The sequence below is a fragment of the Williamsia sp. CHRR-6 genome (assembly GCF_018474015.1).
Taxonomy (GTDB): domain Bacteria; phylum Actinomycetota; class Actinomycetes; order Mycobacteriales; family Mycobacteriaceae; genus Williamsia_A.
This window is the reverse complement of record NZ_JAHCSG010000004.1, coordinates 221,155-242,006: the sequence shown is the minus strand read 5'-3', so window position 1 is coordinate 242,006 and position 20,852 is coordinate 221,155. Positions and strand designations below refer to the sequence as shown.

Annotated in this window: 16 protein-coding genes; 10 read left to right on the top strand and 6 right to left on the bottom strand. The window is 67.8% G+C overall.

Annotated features, from left to right (window positions below; translation table 11 throughout):
* Positions 1-136 precede the first annotated feature (136 nt).
* The gene (locus tag KIK15_RS12595; RefSeq protein WP_250324575.1) at positions 137-2,065 is read right to left on the bottom strand and encodes a CocE/NonD family hydrolase; all 1,929 of its coding nucleotides are present in this window, start codon (positions 2,063-2,065) and stop codon (positions 137-139) included.
* Positions 2,066-2,654: 589 nt separating this feature from the next.
* Here KIK15_RS12595 and KIK15_RS12590 point away from each other — a divergent pair.
* From KIK15_RS12590 to KIK15_RS12570, 5 genes are all read left to right on the top strand, one after another.
* Positions 2,655-4,598: a ferrous iron transporter B gene (locus tag KIK15_RS12590; protein ID WP_214244970.1), complete on the top strand. Its 1,944-nt coding sequence runs from the start codon at positions 2,655-2,657 to the stop codon at positions 4,596-4,598.
* Positions 4,599-4,600: 2 nt separating this feature from the next.
* Positions 4,601-5,182 (top strand): NifU family protein, encoded by a 582-nt coding sequence (locus KIK15_RS12585; protein WP_214244968.1) that lies wholly within the window; start codon positions 4,601-4,603, stop codon positions 5,180-5,182.
* 10 nt (positions 5,183-5,192) lie between these two features.
* Positions 5,193-5,948: a hypothetical protein gene (locus KIK15_RS12580; protein ID WP_214244966.1), complete on the top strand. Its 756-nt coding sequence runs from the start codon at positions 5,193-5,195 to the stop codon at positions 5,946-5,948.
* Positions 5,945-6,307, top strand: a complete 363-nt coding sequence (locus KIK15_RS12575) for an iron chaperone (RefSeq protein WP_214244964.1) — start codon at positions 5,945-5,947, stop codon at positions 6,305-6,307. Before KIK15_RS12580 ends, KIK15_RS12575 begins: the two co-directional genes overlap by 4 nt.
* A 125-nt stretch (positions 6,308-6,432) precedes the next feature.
* Positions 6,433-7,500 (top strand): metallophosphoesterase, encoded by a 1,068-nt coding sequence (locus tag KIK15_RS12570; protein ID WP_214244962.1) that lies wholly within the window; start codon positions 6,433-6,435, stop codon positions 7,498-7,500.
* A gap of 18 nt (positions 7,501-7,518) precedes the next feature.
* Here KIK15_RS12570 and ispH read toward each other — a convergent pair whose 3' ends face one another.
* From ispH to KIK15_RS12550, 4 genes are all read right to left on the bottom strand, one after another.
* Positions 7,519-8,466 (bottom strand): 4-hydroxy-3-methylbut-2-enyl diphosphate reductase, encoded by a 948-nt coding sequence (gene ispH / locus KIK15_RS12565; RefSeq protein WP_214244961.1) that lies wholly within the window; start codon positions 8,464-8,466, stop codon positions 7,519-7,521.
* Positions 8,467-8,639: 173 nt separating this feature from the next.
* Positions 8,640-8,945, bottom strand: coding sequence for a FeoA family protein (locus KIK15_RS12560; protein WP_214244959.1), 306 nt, complete (start codon positions 8,943-8,945; stop codon positions 8,640-8,642).
* A 203-nt stretch (positions 8,946-9,148) separates the two neighbouring features.
* The gene (locus KIK15_RS18620) at positions 9,149-11,683 is read right to left on the bottom strand and encodes a PGRS repeat-containing protein (protein WP_214244957.1); all 2,535 of its coding nucleotides are present in this window, start codon (positions 11,681-11,683) and stop codon (positions 9,149-9,151) included.
* 242 nt (positions 11,684-11,925) lie between these two features.
* On the bottom strand, positions 11,926-13,500 hold the full coding sequence (locus tag KIK15_RS12550) for a Rieske 2Fe-2S domain-containing protein (RefSeq protein ID WP_214244955.1): 1,575 nt from the start codon (positions 13,498-13,500) through the stop codon (positions 11,926-11,928).
* A 142-nt stretch (positions 13,501-13,642) separates the two neighbouring features.
* On the opposite strand from KIK15_RS12550, the gene KIK15_RS12545 reads away from it, so the two are divergent.
* From KIK15_RS12545 to KIK15_RS12530, 4 genes are all read left to right on the top strand, one after another.
* Positions 13,643-14,407, top strand: coding sequence for a 1-acyl-sn-glycerol-3-phosphate acyltransferase (locus KIK15_RS12545; RefSeq protein ID WP_214244953.1), 765 nt, complete (start codon positions 13,643-13,645; stop codon positions 14,405-14,407).
* A 35-nt stretch (positions 14,408-14,442) separates the two neighbouring features.
* Positions 14,443-15,261 (top strand): 1-acyl-sn-glycerol-3-phosphate acyltransferase, encoded by an 819-nt coding sequence (locus KIK15_RS12540; protein WP_214244952.1) that lies wholly within the window; start codon positions 14,443-14,445, stop codon positions 15,259-15,261.
* Between the two features lie 3 nt (positions 15,262-15,264).
* On the top strand, positions 15,265-16,095 hold the full coding sequence (locus KIK15_RS12535; protein ID WP_214244950.1) for an HAD family hydrolase: 831 nt from the start codon (positions 15,265-15,267) through the stop codon (positions 16,093-16,095).
* A gap of 138 nt (positions 16,096-16,233) precedes the next feature.
* Positions 16,234-16,620 carry a hypothetical protein gene (locus KIK15_RS12530; RefSeq protein ID WP_214244948.1) on the top strand — a complete coding sequence of 129 codons (387 nt, stop codon included), beginning with the start codon at positions 16,234-16,236 and terminating at the stop codon, positions 16,618-16,620.
* Between the two features lie 65 nt (positions 16,621-16,685).
* On the opposite strand, the gene KIK15_RS12525 is transcribed toward KIK15_RS12530, so the two are convergent.
* Positions 16,686-18,761 (bottom strand): N-acetylmuramoyl-L-alanine amidase, encoded by a 2,076-nt coding sequence (locus tag KIK15_RS12525; RefSeq protein ID WP_307851872.1) that lies wholly within the window; start codon positions 18,759-18,761, stop codon positions 16,686-16,688.
* A 396-nt stretch (positions 18,762-19,157) separates the two neighbouring features.
* Here KIK15_RS12525 and KIK15_RS12520 point away from each other — a divergent pair, with 396 nt between their 5' ends.
* Positions 19,158-20,849 (top strand): SpoIID/LytB domain-containing protein, encoded by a 1,692-nt coding sequence (locus tag KIK15_RS12520; protein ID WP_214244944.1) that lies wholly within the window; start codon positions 19,158-19,160, stop codon positions 20,847-20,849.
* The last annotated feature ends 3 nt before the right edge of the window (positions 20,850-20,852 follow it).

The following is a 20,852-nucleotide window of genomic DNA, read 5'->3' as shown; positions in this document are numbered from 1 at the left end:
CCTCTGTCTCAGCCAGATCCACTGTGCGCCCGATGAACAACGCCGTCACCCACCCCGCTGCCAGCCAGTGCAAGACGATTGTCGCGAGCATCCAATACAGGTTCATCGGTCCATCCCTTTCGCCGCGTCGGTGTCCTCAGCGCAGCGCCGTGTTCGAGGGCACCACGAGATAGCTGGGCTGCCGCGGGTCGATCAAGACATGCTGGGGGCGTAGCAACGTGGTGGCAGTGACAGGTCCTACCGTCATGGCCTTGATCAGGTTGAGGGCGTAGACGTTGACCCGCAGGCGATGCCCCGGCTTGAGCAACGCACTGACCGCGTGCGTACCGATGTCGAGCTGCACGGCTTGGCCCGGCCGAACGAGTTGCCGCTCGAAGAGATTGAGTCGGTACTGCGGGTCGGTGTAATCGCCATTGGGAGCGCGCGTGCTCAGTGACGGATCGATCTGTCTGAGCGAGGTGGTGAGCTGACCCGAGCTGATGAGATCAGATCGGCCGTCCGGGGCAACATCGGTCACGGTGACACTCCAGTACGCATCACGCGCGTCCTGAGTGGTGTTCAGATGAACATTCATCGGACCTGACACGACGGTGGTCGTTGTCACCGGTGCCGAGGTGAATGTCAGCGCGTTGAGTTCTCCAACGCGGTTGTCATCGGTACAGCCAGGGAAGATGAGGATGCCCGCCGCAGCTTGCCCGGTGTCGTCGGTGCACAGGGTGGTGAGACCTGGTGCGATGGTTCGTCTGGCCGGAGCGGTGGGCGGAGTCAGCTGAAGAGTGTTGTCGCTGAGTGCTTTCGGTGCAGTGCCCGACCGGCGCCCGGAAAGATAGAGACGCTGATAGCGCTGCCCGGGTTCTGGGAAGGTCGGGCTGAGGGCCCAGCCGCCACCCGTTCGGTGAACCGTCACCGGTGAGTACTTCTCGATCCCGTTGTCCACATCCTTGAGCCACTTGTCGAACCAAGCCATCTGCAGGACATCCGGACGAGTCGGCTGCCCCTTCTTGCGGCCCATGTCGCTGGTCACCGTGGCGTGGTGGATGTCGCCCATGATCAGCTTCTTCTTGGTGCTGGGAAGGCTGGTGAGGGCCCCGGGCAGTCGCCATTCGGTGTTCGTGAACAGATCGTGCCAGCCACCGATCGCGAAGGTTGCGGCCGTGATGCGATCCAGCGGGGTGCGGTATGCGGCCCGCAGCCGCGATGTGTCGTCGAAGAGTCGTCGGGTTGTCGGTGTCATCTGGGACAGGTTTGGCGCCAGCAGGGCGCTGACGAGCTCCGGTACGAACACTGCCGGGTTCTCGATTCGACTCTTCAACCACTTCCAGTCAAAGGTGCCGGTCAGGAGCGATCGAAGGTCGGGGACGAATTTTGCAGCGTTCACGCCCGCCAGCCATGGCGTCAGGAAGCCCAGCCCGATACCACCGCCCGGGATGACGATGTCGCGGGCGATGTCGCCGCCTGGCACCACGGGAAACAAAGCCTGTAGGCCCCGCGGATTCCGGGATGCGGCCTGCAGCTGATTGATTGCAGAGTAGGAGGCGCCGAACATGCCCATCCGCCCGTTCGCCCACTTCTGTCCACGAATCCAATCGAGGACTTCGATCGTGTCCTGTTGTTCGCGGTCGGCGAGGACGTCCCACGTTCCTTGGGAATAGCCGGTGCCGCGGACATCGACGACGATCTGCGTGTAGCCGTTGCGGATGAGCTTCTGGTCGGTGGTGAACACAGAGGCCGCACCGTTGGTGATCACGTTGCGAAGATCGTCGATTCCGGAGATGGGAGTGCCGGCGAAGTTGATCGCATTGAGAAGGTTGATGACTGCCTGTGACAACACTGGAACGTTGAGAGCGAGGTCCAACAGTGCGCTGGCGAGTTTCGTGTAGGGGGTCAGGTTCAGCAATGCGGGCATCGGGGTGTTGATCGGCCGCCCAGCAGCATCGGCAGGCCGATAAACGTTCGCACGCAGGACCACACCGTCCGACATTCGGATCGGGACGTCCCATTGGGTGGCGATGCGCGGATACTTTGCGGGTCCGTCGTGGGCGGCTGTCCAGGCGGGGTTGATCATGCCGGAGACACCAGGACCCGGAGTCCATGGCGCGGCAGAGGCGGGGCCACTTGGGCTCGATGACATCGCTGCGACGGACAGGCACGTAGCGCTGACCGCGATCGCAGTTGCTCGTTGTAGCCGTTTCCAGGCCATGATTCTCCAACTGTCGAGGGACGGAGGCGACGTGGACCAGGCGCCTCGATGACAACGCAGCCGACATGTGAGATGTCACAGTTACTCGCCGGTAGGTCTGTGCGTTGGTGCAGAGGAGGCTGCATCAGCCAAAGTGCCATTGTCAAGTGGCAGTGTTGCTAGGAGGCCCTAGTAGAGGTTCTCAGCTGCATGAATAGAGATAAACAATGACATTCACGGATGGCAAAGTGCAAAAAGGACGCGTGTGCGCACCTGAAGCCAAGTGGCGAAAGCATCCGGGGCGGGTCTACTGCACTGCGCACCCTCTCGACGTCGCTGTTCCACCCACTCGAGGGCTCAGCCATCGCGATTGACACCGTGGGCTCGGTTGGGTCTACTCTCGATGTGGTCAGGGCAGCCTTACCTGACCACGGACAAACGTCCGTGTCCGACACCCGACCAGGAGCAGCACTCGATGAGTTGTGGACCGCACGGCGACGGGGGCACCGCCACCCTCGCTGCCGACATTCGGCTGGCCCTGGTCGGCAGCCCCAACTCGGGCAAGACGACCCTGTTCAACGCGCTGACAGGGCTGCGAGCCAAAACTGGCAACTATCCCGGCGTCACCGTGGCGCGCTACGAGGGCCGCACCCGTGTGGGCGACTCCGAGATCATCGTCGAAGACCTCCCGGGCACCTACAGCCTCGACGCCATCAGTCCCGATGAGCAGATCGTCGCCGACGTCCTCGACCCCGCCCATACCGACATCGACACCCCCGATGGATTGTTGGTCACCCTCGACGCCACCACATTGCGGCGTTCGCTGGGCATGCTGGCCCAGGTTCAGGGCACCGGTGTGCCGGTGTGCGTGGTGCTCACGTTCTCCGACGAACTGACCCGACGACAGGGATCGATCGACGTCGAGGCGTTTGCGCGAGCGGTGGGCGCCCCGGTGGTCACCGTCACCAGCGGCCGACGCCAACAACTCGCCGAGCTGCGTGAGCTGATGGCTCGGCCCGACGAGTGGCCGGCCCCACCGGTGGCCCCGCCGACCGCAGCCGAGGAGGTGACCACCTGGATCGAATCGGTACTGCGCGCATCGAAGTATGTTCTGCCACAAATGGATTCGCGCACGAGGCGAATCGACGCGGTGCTGCTGCACCCGGTGTGGGGGTCGCTGTTCTTCTTCGCCACCATGTTTGCGTTCTTCCAGGTGATCTTCACCGTCGCCGCCCCGCTGCAGGGATACGTCGAAGAGTTCTTCGCCTACCTGTCCGGACTGGTCAACGATCATGTCGGCCCGCCATGGCTGGCCAGCTTCATCGCCGACGCACTCATCGGCGGTGTCGGCGGGGTGCTGGTGTTCCTGCCCCAGATCGCGCTGCTGTTCATCCTCATCGCGCTGCTCGAGGGCGTGGGCTACATGGCGCGCGCGGCGTTCCTGATGGACAAGTTGATGTCGACCGTCGGTCTGGAGGGTCGCGCGTTCGTGGCGTTGCTGTCGTCGCTGGCGTGCGCCATCCCCGGCATCATGGCCACGCGAACGCTGCCGTCCACTCGCGACCGGTTGGCCACCATGATGGCCGCTCCGCTGATGACCTGCTCGGCACGGTTGCCGGTGTACATCCTGCTCACGGGCCTGCTGGTCGACTCGTCGAGTCGCGTGGGACCCGTTGGGGCTCAGGGTCTGGTGATGTTCTGTCTGTACATCGGTGGCGCGGTGTCGGCCATGCTGACCGCGGCACTGTTCTCGCGATTGGGACGTGGCACCGGCCCTCTGCTGCCCTTCTACATGGAGATGCCGCCGTACCGGTTGCCCTCGATGCGGTCGATGGCGCTGTCGGTGTGGGACGCCTGCCGCGGGTTCGTGCGCAAGGTGGCGGTCATCATCATGGCCACCACCGCCATCCTGTGGGTGCTGCTCAACGTCCCGTTCCGCTCCGATGCCGACTTCGCGAAGGCAGGCATCGATCCCGCTGACGACGCAGCCACCTCTGCCTACGTCATCGACCACAGCTTCGCCGCCTCGGTGGGCAAGTTCATCTCGCCGGTCTTCGAGCCGCAGGGTTTCGACTGGCGCATCAACATCGGGGTGTTGGCATCGTTGTCGGCGCGCGAGACGTTTGTGGCCACACTGGGTCAGGTGGCTGCGGCCGAGAACCCCGACGACCCCAAGAACGCACTGGAGAAGATGACGGTCTCCAGCGGAGATCGTAAGGGCGAGAAGCTGTTCAGCGCTCCGGTGGTGGCTGCACTGATGGTGTTCTTCCTCTACGCCCTGCAATGCATGTCGACCATCGGCGTGATGCGCCGCGAGTCGGGCACCTGGCGGTGGCCGGTGATCGCCTTCGGCTACATGTTCGCCCTCGCCTGGATCATGTCGTTTCTGGCCTACACCGTGGTCTCGGCGGTCACCTGACCATGACCGACATCGTGGCCATTCATCCAGAGGCCGTGGACGACTCCACCGACCTGCGCTGGGTGATGCCCGCGGGCACCGTGGGTTTTGTCGGCCCGGTCGGGTCGGCTCCAGCGGCAGTGCAGCAGCTCCTCGACGAGGGGGTGCTGGCGGCGCTGGTGATGGAGCCGGTGGCGTTACGAACCACGTTGGGTCCCAACAGGTCATGGCGCATCGAGGGCGCTCGGGTACGTACTGTCTTGCAGCACGCGTTGGCCCAGCCCGACGAGTGGTCGCCGGTGACCGTCGGCACCCCAGACGACGTGTTGCGCGCCGCGGTGGACGAGGTGCTGGCCGGTGACGTCGGTCGGTTCATCGCCTCGCATGGCGGTGGTCTGAGGGTGCTCGACATCGCCGATCGGGTGATCACCCTGGAACTGCAGGGCGCCTGTGCGCACTGCCCGGCGTCCGAGGTGACCTTGACCGACAGGTTTGAAAGTGCTGTCCGCGAACGCTTTCCGGCTTTGCGCGCGGTGCGCACTGCTGCGCCGCCGGCGATGGGCGCGGGACGTAAGCTGTTGGGCATCATGCCGGTCAACCATTGAGGACCCATCTATGCCCCGTCTCGACGACCTGCGGGTAGCCCGCGCGCTGCATCGGGTGACCGGATTGGCGGCCCCGGTGCTGGCCGCATTGGCCCACGACGACGGCCCGCTGGCGGCCGGCCGGCTGGCCATCGTGGGCAGCGCGATCGGTGCGCCGGGTTCACCGGCGTGGCAGAGCGCCGATGAGGCCGCCAGAGCCGACTGGTGGGTGGACCGTATGGGCGCGGTGACCACGGTGATCGTGGCCTATCCCGGCGTGTTCGGTGCCGTGGCCGACCGGCTGCCGGTCCAAGACCTGCTGGGGTTCACCCAGCAGGCGTTCGTGTTGTGTGCGGTGGCCCAGGCCTATGGCGTCGATGACCGCCACACCCAGACCGACCTGCTGGCCGCAGTGTTGTGCAATCGGAATCTGCATTCAGCAACGCTTTTGGCCGAATCAGAGCCCGAGGTCTCGCTGGTGAAACCGGGCGATTCACCGATCGTGGTGGCTGTCAAGCCCGATCGGGATGAGGAACCGATCACCGACGAGGACCGTCGCGTGCCGCGCTCGGCGCGAGAGGTGGCCCGACGAATGTGGAAGGCCGCCAAGGTGTTGCGCAGCATCAGCAGCGAACTGGCACAGCGACCCAGTCCGGGCCGGGTGTCGAAGGTGTTCAGCAAACTGCCCGTGGTGGGTGCGGCCGCCGACTACGTCGGTGAGCGAAAAGCGTTGCGACAGGCCGCAGATGAGGGGACGCGGTGGCTGATCGAACACCGTGGCTCATGAGTACAGCCGAACGTATCGAGACGTATCTGGCGGCTCTGGACCCGTCCCGCCGTGAGCGAATGGAGACGATCCGGGCCGCCATCGTCGCCACCGCCCCGGACGCTGTCGAGGACATGCTCTATGCGATGCCCGGGTTCCGTTGGCATACAAAGCATCTGGCCGCATACGCCGCGGCCAAGAAGCATGATGGGTTCTATCCGTGCAGTGGCGGGGTGATCGCTACCCTGCCGCAGGTGCTGCAACGATTCCGAACCACCTCTGGCGCAGTACATCTGCCGCTGGACGAACCCGTGGACACTGATGTGATCGCGCAGTTGGTGCGTACTCGGATGGCAGAGATCGAGAGCGGCGGTCGGTAGTTACCGCCCACTCGACGGGGTTTACCGCCCACTCGACGGGTTGCAGGGTGACCCGACAGGAGTGCGCCACCGGGTGGTAACCCGTCGAGAAGATGCTGTTCACCTGGCCTGGACACGGTGGTCCGATGACATCTGTGTTCAGACGACTCTCGGTGATCACCTCCTGCGCGCTGGTCGGATTGGGGGTGGCGGCCGCGCCTGCTTCTGCCGATCCGATCCTCGGCGGCATCGACTTCGGCAGCTCCGGTGCCGGCAGCAGCTACACCTACGCCGTTATCGGCGACGTGCCCTACGGCCAGGCGCAGATCGACGTGTTCGACAAGTGGATCGCCCAGATCAACGCCGATCCTGCGGTGTCGCTCACCTTCCACCTCGGCGACATCAAGAACGGCTCGTCGCAGTGCTCCGACGACTACTTCTCCTTCATCCGCACAGGGTTCGACACCTTCACCAAGCCACTGATCTACACCCCCGGCGACAACGAGTGGACCGACTGCCACCGCGCGAACAACGGTGCGTTCAACCCGTTGGAACGGTTGGCGAAGGTCCGCTCGGTGTTTTTTGACCGGCCCGGACGCACGTTGGGCCGGCAATCGATCCGTGTGGCCAGTCAGGCGGCGATCGGGGTACCCGAGAACGTGTCCCTGACGCGCGCGCGGGTCGGGATGGCAACGCTGCACGTGGTGGGCAGCAACGACGACCTGCAGCCCTGGACCGGGATCGGGAAGACCGCTGCGACCCCCGAGCAGATCGCCGACGAGAAGCAACGGATCGACGCGGCGATCACCCAGGTGCGCAACACCTTTGCTGTGGCGAGCAAGACCGGTCAGCGTGCGGTGGCGTTCTACCTGCAGGCCGACATGTTCGACCCCACCGTCAACGTCACCCAGAACGACGCGGGTGCGTTCGCGCCGCTGGTGCAGGCGCTGGCGACGGAGTCGAAAGCATTCGGCAAGCCGGTGTACCTGTTCAACGGTGACAGCCACGTCTACAACTCCGACAACCCACTGGCTCCCGGATCCAAATGGCTCTCGTTCTACGGGCTCTCGGCCGGCGTGGACAACCTCACCCGTGTCACCGTCGACGGATCGTCCAACAACAAGGATTACCTGCGGGTGACGGTCAACCCGATCGGCGCCACGGACGTGCTGAGCTGGACCCGCGTGCCCTACACCCAGCAGGCCGCAGGCTGATGCGTTTCGCCGCCTGCGTCAGCTGACCGACAGCCGACGCAGGCCGGCGGGCACGTCGAAGGTGAGAGTCTCGCGCGCCACCACCACCTCGCGCACGACGACGTTGCCACGACGGCGCAGGTTGTCGATCACCTCGTCCACCAGTGCAGGCGGCGCCGATGCCCCTGCGGTGACCCCGATGGTCATCGCGCCGATCAACCACCGCTCGTCGATGGCACCGACATCCTCGATGAGGTGAGCGGTGGTGCCCATGCGGCGAGCGATGTCGACCAGGCGGGCGGTGTTGGCCGAGTTGATCGAACCGACCACCAGGACGAGATCTGAGGTCTCGGCGATCTCACGCAACGCGGCCTGCCGATTGGTGGAGGCGTAACAGATGTCGTCGGAGCCCGGGCCTCGCAGCGCTGGGAACCGTCGGGAGAGCGCCGCGATGATCTCGGCGGTCTCGTCGTGCGCCAACGTGGTCTGGGTGAGGTAAGCAACGCGCGTGGGGTCGGGGACCTGCACGGTGCGCGCATCGTCGACAGTCTGCACCAGCATGGTCTGCTCGGGCGCCTCGCCGAGGGTGGCCTCGGTCTCGTCATGGCCTGCTTCACCGATGAACAGGATGGTGTCGCCGCGTGCGGCGAACCGCTGCACCTCGGTATGCACTTTGGCCACGAGGGGACAGGTGGCGTCGAAGACGGTCATGTCGCGGCGGTCGGCCTCGGCACGCACGGCGGGGGAGACCCCATGAGCGGAGAACACCACGGTGGCGCCGGCGGGAACCTCGTCGAGATCCTCGACGAAGATCGCGCCGCGGGCCGACAGGTCGGCCACCACGTGTGCATTGTGGACGATCTGCTTGCGCACGTAGACCGGGTGCGGATGGGTGGCCAGAACACGCTCGACGATGTCGATGGCGCGCTCCACGCCGGCGCAGAACGCGCGCGGAGCCGCGACCAGTACGGTGCGATCGGGAGCCATGAGACAAGAACAACATCCAAGCTGGAATCCTGCAGCATGACGAAATGCCGAGAAAAAGGCTGTTTGTGCAGTTCAGAGGCTATTTTGTGGGGCAGTCGGACCCGCGAATTGTGATGACATCGATTCGGACACCCGGCGGGTTGGCGCCCCCGTTACCGAGCTGTGATGCGTGGCTAGTGGTCCAGGACTTCGACCTTGATGCAGCTGGCCTGTGCTCGGCGCAGCGCCACGTCGTAACCGGCCACCCGTAGGACCACCGGGCCGCGCAACAGCGCCCGACGCTGAGCGATGATGAGAGCGCCGGGGGTGAATCCCAGGTCGAAGTAGCGACGCGCGGTGGCGGCGTCGGCGTCGGCGCACAAGCGGGTGACCCGCGCGCGCTGGCCCGGCCGTAGGTCGGCAACCGACATCACGTCGCGGTCGAGCTCGGCCGGCTCGACCATCGTGCGGTTACCCAGCTGCTCGGTCATCAACGACATGTCCACCACTTCCTTGGGAGTGAGCCGGGAAAGAAAGGCTCACCTCGGTAAGGCAAGCATAACCTGGACAACGGATGTTGCTACGTGTGATGCCGATCACGCCGGGCTGATCGCGCTCGACCACAGGCCCGGTGTCAGCCGGGGATCGTCGATCCGGTCAACGAGGGATCTTCGATCCGGTCAACGAGGGATCTTCGATCCGGTCAACGAGGGATCTTCGATCCCGAGCCCCCCGGTTGACCCGACGCGCCGGTCGCCCCGGCAGCCCCGGCGGTGCCGTTGGCACCGGCGTTCCCCGTGGCACCAGCCTGGCCCGCTGCACCCGAGGCGCCGGTCGCACCTGCGGAACCGGTCGCCCCGGTCGCACCGGATTGGCCGGTTGCACCTGTGTTCCCGGCCGCGCCGGTTGCCCCGGCGGAGCCGTTGGCTCCGGCCGTCCCTGCGGTGCCCGTGCGTCCGAAGACTCCGCCCGCACCAGCCGCGCCTGCCGCACCACCGGAGCCGCCGGCCCCACCGACCCCGCCGGCCCCGCCTGCGCCGCCTGGGCCGCCGGCTCCGCCTGCACCCGGATTCCCTGCCGCGCCGCCGGTTCCGCCAGCACCGGCCTGTCCGGCTGCACCTCCGATGCCACCGGCGCCGCCCGTGCCCGCGGCACCACCAGCCCCGCCGTCGCCGCCGGCACCCGCGCCTCCACCCGCGCCGACGCGACCGTCGCCGGCCGAATTGCCGCCGTTGCCGCCGTTGCCGCCGGGGCCGCCCGTCGCACCGTTGCCGCCGTTGCCGCCGCTACCGCCGGTGCCGCCCACACCGCCGTCGCCCGCGGCTCCGCCGGTCCCGCCGACGCCACCGTTGCCTGCCGCGCCGCCGGTCCCACCGGTGCCCCCGGTCCCGCCGGTCCCGCCGACGCCTCCGGTTCCACCGTCACCGCCGTCACCGCCGCTGCCCCCGGCGCCGCCGTTACCGAAGAGTCCGCCGCGCCCGCCGGCTCCGCCGGCTCCGGCGGCAGTCCCCGCGGTCCCCGCACCGCCGATCCCGCCGACGCCTCCGGTCCCGCCGGCGGCGCCTGCGGTGCCATTGCCACCGGTTCCACCGACGCCACCGGCCGTGCCGTCGCCGCCCTGACCGCCTGCGCCCCCGGCCGAGCCGTTGGCACCGGCAGTACCGGCGGCACCGGTTCCACCCTTGCCCCCGGTGCCGCCGGTGCCACCGTTGGCCAGCGACAGCCCCGGATCGCGAGCAGTGCCGCCCACCCCGCCGTTGCCGCCTGCGCCACCGCCCGCGCCACCGGTACCGCCGGCGCCACCGGCACCGCCGATGGCGATGCCGTTGTCGTTCACCGCGAAGCCACCTGCGCCGCCGTTGCCACCGGTTGCTCCGGGACCGCCGTTGCCGCCGGCACCGCCGCTGCCTCCCGAGTTGATCCCCGCGGGCGCGGAGTTGGTTCCACCGGTCCCGCCGTCGCCGCCGCGCTGTCCGGGCACGGTGCCATTCGCTCCAGCGCCGCCGGCGCCGGCCGTCGTGATCCCGCTCTGTCCGGTCAGGTCCCCTCCCGCGGGTCCCGGTGCGGCCTGGCTGGTGTTGCTGGTGCTGTTCACGCCGTCCACACCGTTGGCGCCGTTGACACCCGCGGCACCTGCGGTGCCGGTGGCGCCAGCCTGACCAGCCGCGCCCGCCGAACCGACTGCACCCGCGTCGCCGTCGGCGCCGGTCGCGCCGACGACACCCACGACACCGGCCGTGCCCGCGACACCGGCGACACCGGCGCCGCCGTTGCCGCCAGCACCACCGTTGCCCGAGAGGAAGCCGCCGTTGCCGCCCGCGCCACCGTCGGCGCCGATCCCGCCGTTGCCACCGGCGCCGCCGTTGCCGGAGAAGAATCCGCCGTTGCCGCCCGCACCGCCGGCCACCCCGGCGGCGTTGCCGTTGCCGCCGGCACCACCGTTGCCGAACAGTCCCGCGTTGCCGCCACGACCGCCGTTGGCACCCTTGCCGCCGTTGCCGAACAGGATGCCGCCGTTACCGCCGTTGCACGCCTGCGCCACGCAGTCGGCTGCGGCATCGGCGCCGTCACCGATGAGTGCGGCGATCAACTGGGCCAGCGGGTTGAGCAGCGGGCCCGAGGTGGTGATCAGCCCGGGCGGTGTGGCCGTCGGTGCGGCCAGGCTGACCCCCAGCGGGGTGATGGGGGTCGCGAAAGTGGTTCGCACGCTGGACAACACGGTCGAGGTGGGGCTCGTCGGGTCGGTGGGCACCGAAGCGGTTCCGGTCCCGGGCGACGGGGTGGAGCTCATCAACGCGGCCAGCCCGGCGATCGGCGAGGACGCCGGACCACCGGCCGGCGGGGCGGTGCGATCGACCCGGCGGTGTTTGCCGGCGCGCGGCGTGACGGCCTGGGTGGTGGTCACCGACTGGACGGGCCCGGTCGCCTGGGCTGCAACCGAGGACTGCCCCGACACCGACGGTGGGGTGGTGCCGGTGCGCAGGTTCGCCGTCACCGATCCGCCCCACGGGGTGGGCAGCGACCAGAACACGCCGCCACCGGTCCAACCGGCGAGGGTGATGTCTGTCGTCGACTCCGGTGCCGCGTCGGCCAGATCGGTGGAGACCACACCGCCGCCGGCGATGACGCTGGCTGCGATCGCTGCCCCGGCGGCCGAGCGCCGGGCCACGGCGGTGTTGCGGGCCCGTGCGGCCTTCTTGCGTGCCGCGACTCGTGCAGATCGACGTGTTCCGCTCATGTCCGGATTCCCCCTCCGACGAAGCCTTCGATTCACCGCAGCGCGCAGACTTCACGGGACTCGCGAGTGGTCGCGGGTTCTCTGGGCAAATCCTCCACAGAGGTAGATAACACACAAAACGGACATGTAGCCAGGGTTTCGACCGAATTGTTTACTGGCCCAATACGTTAGTTATTGGGTTTAAGAAATCGTGTTGCGAGCCAGCTGTTTTCGTGTTCGAACGAAAGGCCAGTCTGCGCCCATCACGCCTTCGACGAACGCAGTTCGTGACCGTTGGAGGTGAGGCATCGGCCAGTGGCCAGATCCCACGACCAGCCGTGCAGATTACAGGTCAACTTCTCGCCCTCGATGACGCCGAACTTCGACAGGTCGGCCTTGAGGTGTGGGCACCGACGCTGAATTTCCCAGCCGTCCTTGATGATTGACGCCGTGTCATCGTGCGCCTCGGCAAACCAGCCGTCGGCGTAAGCGATTCGTTCGGGGGTGAGGCATTTGAAGAAGGTGTAGAGGAATTCGTTGTAGCCGCCGATGCGCCAGGTGGAGAAGCGGGTGGACAGGAAGATGGTGTTCACCCAGTCCGGCTCGTTGTCGCGCAGCACTGTGCGCACCAGTTCTGGCGCGATACGGAAACCGTAGCGGTACTTGCCTTCTCCCTCTTTCGGTTCGCGCACGGTGCGGTTGGGGAAGTCGAGGACCACGCGTTGCTCACCGATCTCCAGTCCCACCGGGTAACCGATGCCGTCGCAGATCAGGTCGCTGGCGGCCATGATCGGTTCGAACAGTTCGCGTAGCGGCGGTAGCAGTGGTTCGCCGTCATCGGTTGCCCACGTTGCCTTTTCGGCCGCGATGACCGGGGCGAACTTGTCGGCCATCCGCTCCAGGTAGGCGGCCTTGTTCTCGCCGAACACCTGCTCGGGTGGGTAGGGGTGGGCCAGCTCCACCAACTCGCTGCCACGCAGCTCGACGGTCGAACCCGAGACCATCATCAGGCCCCGATGCTTGGTGCCGTCGTCGGTGCCGTGGGTGAGCATCTGGTCCAAGAAGGTGGCCTGGTCGGGGAAGATGCTGGTGGGGCGGCCTTTGTCGTCCACCTCGCCGGTGTCGTTGAGGGCGCGCAGTTCGTCGTCGAGGAACATCGGCGGACCGGCCGAGGGCACCACCCAGGTGGCGCCGACCTGCTCGATGTAGGACCGGGCCCGGTCCATGCCGCGTTGCCGCTTCTGTGCGGCGAAGTTGGCCTTCGACTTGCGGGGGATGTCGTAGACCATCGGGTACCAGATGGCGCCGGAGTACTGCAGGAGATGAATGTCGATGTGGCCGAACGCATCTGAGATGGCGTCGAGGTCCACTGGGCGGGCGTCGTTCATGTTGAAACAGGTGGTCTCGCCGTCGGAGACGATGAGCCCGCTGTCGCCGATCGGCCCGTCGGCCGGAGCCCGCAGCGCCACGATCATCACCTCGAGGCTGCCCTTGTCGCTCGAGACGGTGATCTTCTGCGAGTCGGTGGTCTCGATGAACCGGTGGAACCCGAGTGCCTCGAGTTCGCGTTTCAGGTCGGGGACCGGGAAGTCGGGCAGCAGCACCGCAGCGTCCTTGTTGACGTTCTCGGTGAGGTTGCGTGCGTCGAAGTGGTCGCGGTGCAGATGCGAGACGTAGAGGTAGTCGCAGTCGCCGAGCGCTGTCCAGTCGAGCTCGGTGTTGTCGGGAAACGGGAACCACGAGGCGAAGTAGGCCGGGTTCACCCACGGGTCGCACAGGATGGATCCGGCGGCGGTCTGAATGTGGAAGCCGGCGTGTCCGACGCTGGTGATCTGCATGGAAACTGCTCCTCCCACCCGAGATGTGGTCGTGTCGGGTCTGCGGTTCAGGGTATCGCCGCGGCGCGCAGCGTCGGCATCAGGTGAGCACCGCAGTCGATCCCTGATCGTCGGTCGCGTGCGCCGCACTACGCTGTCGCGCATGGAACCCGTCTACGACACCGTGATCGCCATCGCGCGAACGATGTGGGCCGCCCAAGGCCTGAAGTTCACCGTGACCGGCGAGGAGAACGTGCCCCGCTCCGGCGGCGCGGTGATCGCCATCAACCACACCGGCTACCTCGACTTCACCTACGCGGGGCTGCCGGCGTTCATGAATGGGCGCCGCAAGGTGCGGTTCATGGCCAAGAAGGAGGTGTTCGACTCCAAGAGCACCGGCCCCATCATGCGGGCCCTCAAGCACATCCCGGTGGACCGCGCGGCGGGCGCGCAGAGCTACCGGGCGGCGGTCGACTATCTCACGCGCGGCGAGTTGGTGGGCGTCTATCCCGAGGCCACCATCAGCCGCAGCTTCGAGATCAAGGAGTTCAAGTCCGGTGCCGCGCGCATGGCGTTGGAGGCGGGCGTGCCCATCGTGCCTACGGTCATCTGGGGCGCCCAGCGGGTGTGGACCAAAGGCCATCCCAAGCGGTTGGGTCGCACCAAGGTGCCCATCCACATCGGGGTGGCCCCGGCGTTGCAGCCCACCGGCACCCCCGACGAGCTGACCACGCGCCTGCACGACGTGATGACCGAGACCCTGCACGCGGTGCAGGAGCGCTACGGTCCGCATCCGGCGGGCGAGTTCTGGGTGCCCGCCCGGCTCGGCGGTGGTGCCCCGACGCTGGACGAGGCCAACGCGCTCGACGCCGCCGAAGCGGCCGAGAAGGCGGCGCGCCGGGCGAACCGCGACAATCCCGGGGACTGAGCCCCGTAGGCTCGGATCCCCTTACGCTCTACACCATGGAACCGGTCTATCGGAGCTTGGAGATCGCCGCGCACGCGCTGGTCGCCGTCCAGGGCACCCGGTTGACGATCGAGGGCGTGGAGAAGATCCCGTCGACCGGCGGGTTGGTGGTCGCCATCAACCACACCGGCTACGTCGACTTCATCCCGGCCGCCCTGGGCGCCTACCGCGCCGGTCGCCGCATCCGCTACCTGATCAAGTCCGAGATGATGGATGTGCCACCGGTGCGGTTCCTGATCAACCACACCCACACCGTCCCGGTGGATCGGTCGGCGGGGTCCCAGGCGTATGCCGCCGCGGTGGCCGAGCTTCGGGCCGGATACGCCCTCGGCGTGTACCCCGAGGCCACCATCAGTCGCAGTTTCGAACTCAAGGAGTTCAAGACCGGCGCGGTGCGGATGGCACAGGAGGCTCGCGTCCCCATCCTTCCCACCATCGTCTGGGGTGCGCACCGACAGTGGACGAAGGGGATGCCGCGTGCCATGGGTCGAGCCAAGATCCCGGTCCTGGTGCGCTTCGGTGATCTGATGACGGTGCCGCCCGATGCCGACCCGGTGAGACAGACCGCCGAGTTGAAGTCGGTGATGGGTGCGATGTTGGATGCGGTGCGCGCCGATTACGGACCGCATCCAGCCGGTGCACCGTGGGTGCCCGCGGCGATGGGGGGCAGCGCGCCCACGCCGGAGCGAGCCCATGAGATCGAGGCACAAGAGGCGCAGCTGAAAGCGGAGCTGCGCGCCGAACGTAGAGCAGCGCAAGCGAATTCCGCCCGACCATGGTGGAAGAGACTGTCCCCGAAGAAACGAGATCGTTGACCCATGCGCCGCCACAGGTTCGGCCCGCCCACCCTCATCGCCAGCGACGTGGACGGCACCCTCATCGACGACGACGACACCGTTCGACCGATCACCTTGCGTGCGTTGGCAAATGCCCGGGCCGCGGGTACCCCGTTCGTGTTGGCCACCGGCCGCCCACCGCGGTGGATCTCGCAGGTGGCCGCCCAGCTGGACGGGGTGGCCGAGTACGCGGTGTGCGCCAACGGTGCGATCATCCTCGACATCGTGGCCGACCGGGTCCTCTACAGCTCCACCTTGGCACCTGACGTGCTCAGCGTCCTGGCCGAGCGGGCCAAGGAACTGATCCCCGGGTGCGGCCTGGCCGCCGAACGGGTGGGCGAGGGCGCGCACGACGCGGTCAGCCCGTTCATCTCCAGCGCCGACTACGAGCACGCCTGGCTCAACCCCGACCACATCGAAGTGGGTGACCACGAGGTGGTGGCCGAACCTGCGGTGAAGCTGCTGATCCGTAAGCCCGGCATGACCAGCACCGAGATGGCCGCGCGGTTGCGTGGCGAGCTGGGTCACCTGGTGGAGGTCACTTTCTCCACCGACAACGGTCTGGTCGAACTGGCCACACCGGGGGTGACGAAGGCGACTGGACTACAGACGCTGGCGCAGATCGCGTCGCTGTCGACGGCGTCGGTGATCGCGTTCGGCGACATGCCCAACGACATCGAGATGTTGCGATGGGCGGGCCGCGGGGTGGCGATGGCCAATGCCCACCCCGCCGCCAAGGCTGCCGCCGACGAGATCGCCACCCACAACAACAACGACGGCGTGGGTCGGGTGTTGGCGCGCTGGTTCGGCTGAGCACCCCCTCACCTGGGCGCGTTGTCCGCTATGGGTGAATTTTGTTGGATCACAACTTGTTCAGCTTCGGGGCTGTCACTGTCACAGTTCGTGTGCAGCCGGTGGCACTTGCGCCTGCTATTTGGAACACTGGGCGCCATGACCACCACAGCACGTACCCGCACTCTCCGTACCGCAGTCGTCGGACTCGCCGTGGCTGCCACGGTGGCCGGTGGAGCCGGTGTGGCCATCGCCGCGCCCGACGCACCGAAAACGCCCGACACCACGGCCACCGCGCCCACGCCGGGCACCTACACCAAGGAGTTCGTGGGCCGCTACGCCCCGACCCCCGACATCGCTGTCATCGTGGCGCAGGTGAACCTCTACCTGTTCAACTCCGTGCGCATCAACGGTGATCAGGCGTGCGTGCCGCAGCCCAAGCCGGTCGTCAAGCCCGACACCGTCGGCTGGAAGGCCACCCTCAAGGCCACCTGTACCGGCGACGCGGGCACCGCGTCGTCCGACGACCCGATCGAGCAGAAGTAGGCTGCACGCCCCCTCGACGACAGCAGGGCCCGCCCCGGACGCCGGGGCGGGCCCTGCTGCATCGGTCAGCCGGCCGGTGGTACCGGTACGGCAGTCGTCGGCGCACCCGCAGGCGCGGCTCCCGGTGCGCTCTGTCCGCGCATGCTGCGGATGAACTCGTCGATGAACGCCTTGACGACCTGAACCACCACGCCGGTCGCGCGGTTGAACACCAGGGTGCCGAACTGGAACGCCTGGGTGATGACGCCGTCGACTGCGGTGTTCTCACCCGAGACGGGTAGACCCAGCGAGCTGGTCTCGGCGCCTGCGGAGGTCCACGCCTTGCCGATCGCGCCCAGCAGGGGCTGCGCGCCGGTGGTCGGAGACCACACGATCTGCCCGTTCTGGAAGTCCACCGACTTCACCTCGCTGCCCGCGACGGTCTTCTCGGTGCTCAGGGCGTTGCCCAGGATTCCGCCGGGCCCACCCAGCGACAGCCACTTCTGGGCGATGGCGCCGAGGTCGCCGATGGTCAACACCTGACCGGCGTTGGCGGTGCCGGGCGCGGGTGCCGGGCTCGCGGGACCGGCGGCAGGTGGCGCGGGTTGGGCTGCGGTGACGTTGCCCGCGGCCACCTCCCGGATCTGCGGCAAGGCTGCGTAACCCAATTCGCCGGGGCACTCGGTGTTGTCGTAGTCACGGTGGCCGCTGATCATGGGCAGGTTGGATGTCTCACCGGCCCCGAACTTGGCGGTGTCGAATCCTTGCGACACCAGCTGCGCGGTGCCCTTGGGGTCGAGGCCGGCCAGCCGCAGCCGCCACCCCAGGAAGCTGCCCACCGAGCGGATCAACTCAGGTGTGGGCGCGATGTCGTTGTAGTTGCCCAGCATGGCCACCCCGACGGTCTCCCGGTTGAAGCCACCGGTGTGGGTGCCTTGGACGTTCTTGTCCAGGCCGCCGAACGCGCCTTCGAAGATCTGCCCGTACTTGTCGACGATGGCGTTGTAGCCGATGTCGCACCACCCCAATGTCTGGGCGTGATAGGCGTAGATGCCGCGCACGATCTCCGCCGACTGCTCGGGCGTGTAGTCGTTGTTGCCTGCGGTGTGGTGCACGACCGCGCCCTTGAGCACCGGGTCGTAGGTGGGCTGGTCGCAGCGCTTGGACTCGTCGGCCCCCCACTGCGCGCGGGTGATGATCGGTGGCTGCTGACCGGGCAACACCGGTGCCGCCCCCGCCGGTGGCGGGGCGATGGGTGAGGCGGTGCCGGGGTTGATCAGCGCAGCCGACAGGGTGGTCAACACCTGCTCGAGCGGGTTGGGCGACGGTGCCGGAGCCGCGGACGGGCCTGCGGGTACCGGTGGCGGCTCCAGCGGCAACCGGTAATCGCGCGGGGCCACCGGGTCACCGCGCTCGGGTGCGTTGTTGGCCGGTGCCCGGTCGACGGGGGGCTTCGGGGCGGGCGGCGCAGGAACGGTGGTGGTGGCACCGACGGTGGGCGCAGGCGTGCTGCCCACCGGTGCCGCTGCAGCCACACCCTTCTTGGTGACCACCACCTGCACCGCGCGAGTGTCGCCCACCCACACCGGCTCGGTTCCGGTCTGCTCATTCGGACGGCCTGAGGTGCGGGCCGGGTCGCCCCCGTCGGAGGGATCGGCGTTGATCCACGGGCCCCACGAGCCGTCGGCCTTGCGGGCGCGCACCACGGCGCTGGTGCCGGACACGCCGCGGGCCGCGGAGTCGGAGATGTCTTTCCAGGTCAGCGCGATCATCGAGAACGGGTCGGGGCGGGTGATCTCCTTGACCACCGCGCCGGCGGGGATCTGGGCGGAGACGGGTCGACGCGGGTCGGTGGGGGCGGGCTGCGGACCCTGCGTGTCGGGTGCGCGAGCAGGCAGTATCCCGTCGGGTAGCACCCCCGGCGGCAGCAGGCGGCCGACGTCGTCGAGGTTGAACGTGGTCAGGTCGATCGGGGGCAGCGTGACACCGACGGCGGCCAACCCGGAGCGCACCACGTCGAGCACCATCGACGGGACGCTGTCGAGGCGGATCTGATCGATGCTGGTGGGGATGCCGGCGGTGGCCGCCGGGGACCGATGCTCGACGGTGTTGTCCGGCGAGGTGCCGAGGACGTGGACGGCGAGCGGACTGGTGACGGCCACCGCGGCGACGGTGGCCAGTACAGCCGATGGCTTCGAGGGGCGGTAGCGCACCGCGTTCTCCCTTGCTGTGAGCGTCAGGGACCCGGGATGTCCGAGCCTCACCCCGGTGTGAGCAGCGCCGATTCCCCCGAACAAGGGTCTCCGCAGGTACCGGGGAGAACCGCCACATCGTGTCTGCGTCCGCGCGGTAAGTCCACGACCGCGCCCGGCGTGGCGTGTAACTCGTGATGCTGTTGTGACTCAAGTCGTCTTTTGAGAATGGGGATCAGCACCTAGAGTCACTTTGGTCCCATGCGTAACAGCCGACCTGTCGATGTCGATGAGTCTGCTGTCACCCCGGGTCGGCCTGCTGTTGACCGGGTCGGCCCCAGACCCCAGACGTTAGGAACCACCGCGATGCCACGACGGGCCGCCAACCGCCGCACGCTCACCTTTGTCGGCATCGGACTCACCCCCGCGCTGATCGCCGCCGGCCTCGGGCTGGGCGCGCTGACCACCCACCGCGCGCAGGTGTCGCTGTCGGCGGGCAGCGAGATCACCCTGATCGGACATGGACTCGGCCACGGACGGGGCATGGGCCAGTACGGCGCGTACGGGTACGCGAAGAAGGGCTGGACCGCCGATCAGATCCTGGCGCACTACTACGGCGGCACGGCGTCGGCGAAGGCCGATCCGAACGCGACGGTGACCGTCGCGCTCACCGGGCAGTCGTCGGTGTCGGTGCGCGCGACCGCGGGGCTGTCGGTGGCCGGGCAGCGGGTCGATCCGGGACAGGCGGTCTCGATCTCCGGGGGCACGGCCACCGTCACTGCCGGTTGCGGTGGTGCGGTGGTGCGGACCGTCGCCCTGCCCAAACCGTTCGTCGACCCCATCACGGCGGGGCCCAATCGTCCGGCGGCCGAATGGTTGACGTTCTGCGGTTCGGGCACGTCCTACCGGGGTTCGCTGGGCTTCGACGGCAACCGGGTGGTCAACGTGGTGGCGCTCGACGACTACGTCAAGGGTGTGACACCCAAGGAGAGCCCGGCCCGCTGGGCCGACTCGGGCGGCGCCGAGGCGTTGAAGGCGCAGGCCGTGGCCGCCCGAACCTATGTGTTGTCTGCCACCGCCAAGGGCAAGAAGGTCGACGACACGATGATGTCGCAGGTCTACGGTGGCGCCGCCGGTGAGGATCCGCGCACCAACGCCGCCGCCGATGCGACCGCGGGTGTCATCCGCACCGTCAACGGTGCTCCCGCGTTCACCGAGTTCTCCTCGTCCACCGGCGGGTACACCGCGGGCATCAACTTCCCGGCGGTCATCGACGACGGCGACATCGAGTCGCCCAATCACGACTGGACCGCCACCGTGGGTGCAGGCAGTATCGCCTCGGCGTTCGGGGTGGGCTCGCTGCGCAGCATCGAGGTGATCGAGGCCAACGGGTTGGGTGCGGAGAACGGTCGGGCCACCAAGGTCCGCATCAGCGGCACCTCGCGCACGGTGGAGACCACCGGCGACGAGGTGCGCACCAAGCTGCAACTGAAATCGGCCTGGTTCACCGTGTCCGGACAACCCAAGCCACGCATCGTGGCCCCGCCCGCCGGGGTGGGTCCGGCCGCGCCGGGTCTGCCCGGGCTGCCCAGCGGTACCGGCCCGTCGACCTTCGGCGGCGTGAACGCAGCCGGACTGCTGCCCACCCTGATCGACGCGTTGTTGGCCGCGGTCGGCGGCGCGGTTCCCGGTGCGGCGCCCACGTCCCCGCCGAACGCAGCCCCGCCGGCTTCGGGTGCGCCTGCCACGCCGGCCACCGCAGCCAACCCGCTGGATCTGTCTGGGCCCATCGCGGAGTTGATCAAGAACGCCATCGCCGCCATCGACGCCAAGATCGCCGAGTTCGGCGGACCTACGGGATTGCTGGGATCGGCGCTGGGCCCGGTGTTGGCCCTCAATGGGGGAGTGGTGCAGAAGTTCGCCGGCGCCAACCTCTATTACAGCCCCGGCACCGGTGCCCACGTGCTGGCTGGAAAAGCGTTGTCGGACTTCATCGCTCAGGGCGCCGAGGGCACGCTGGGATTCCCGACCGCGGATGCCGGGCTGCCAGCGCGGTGAACG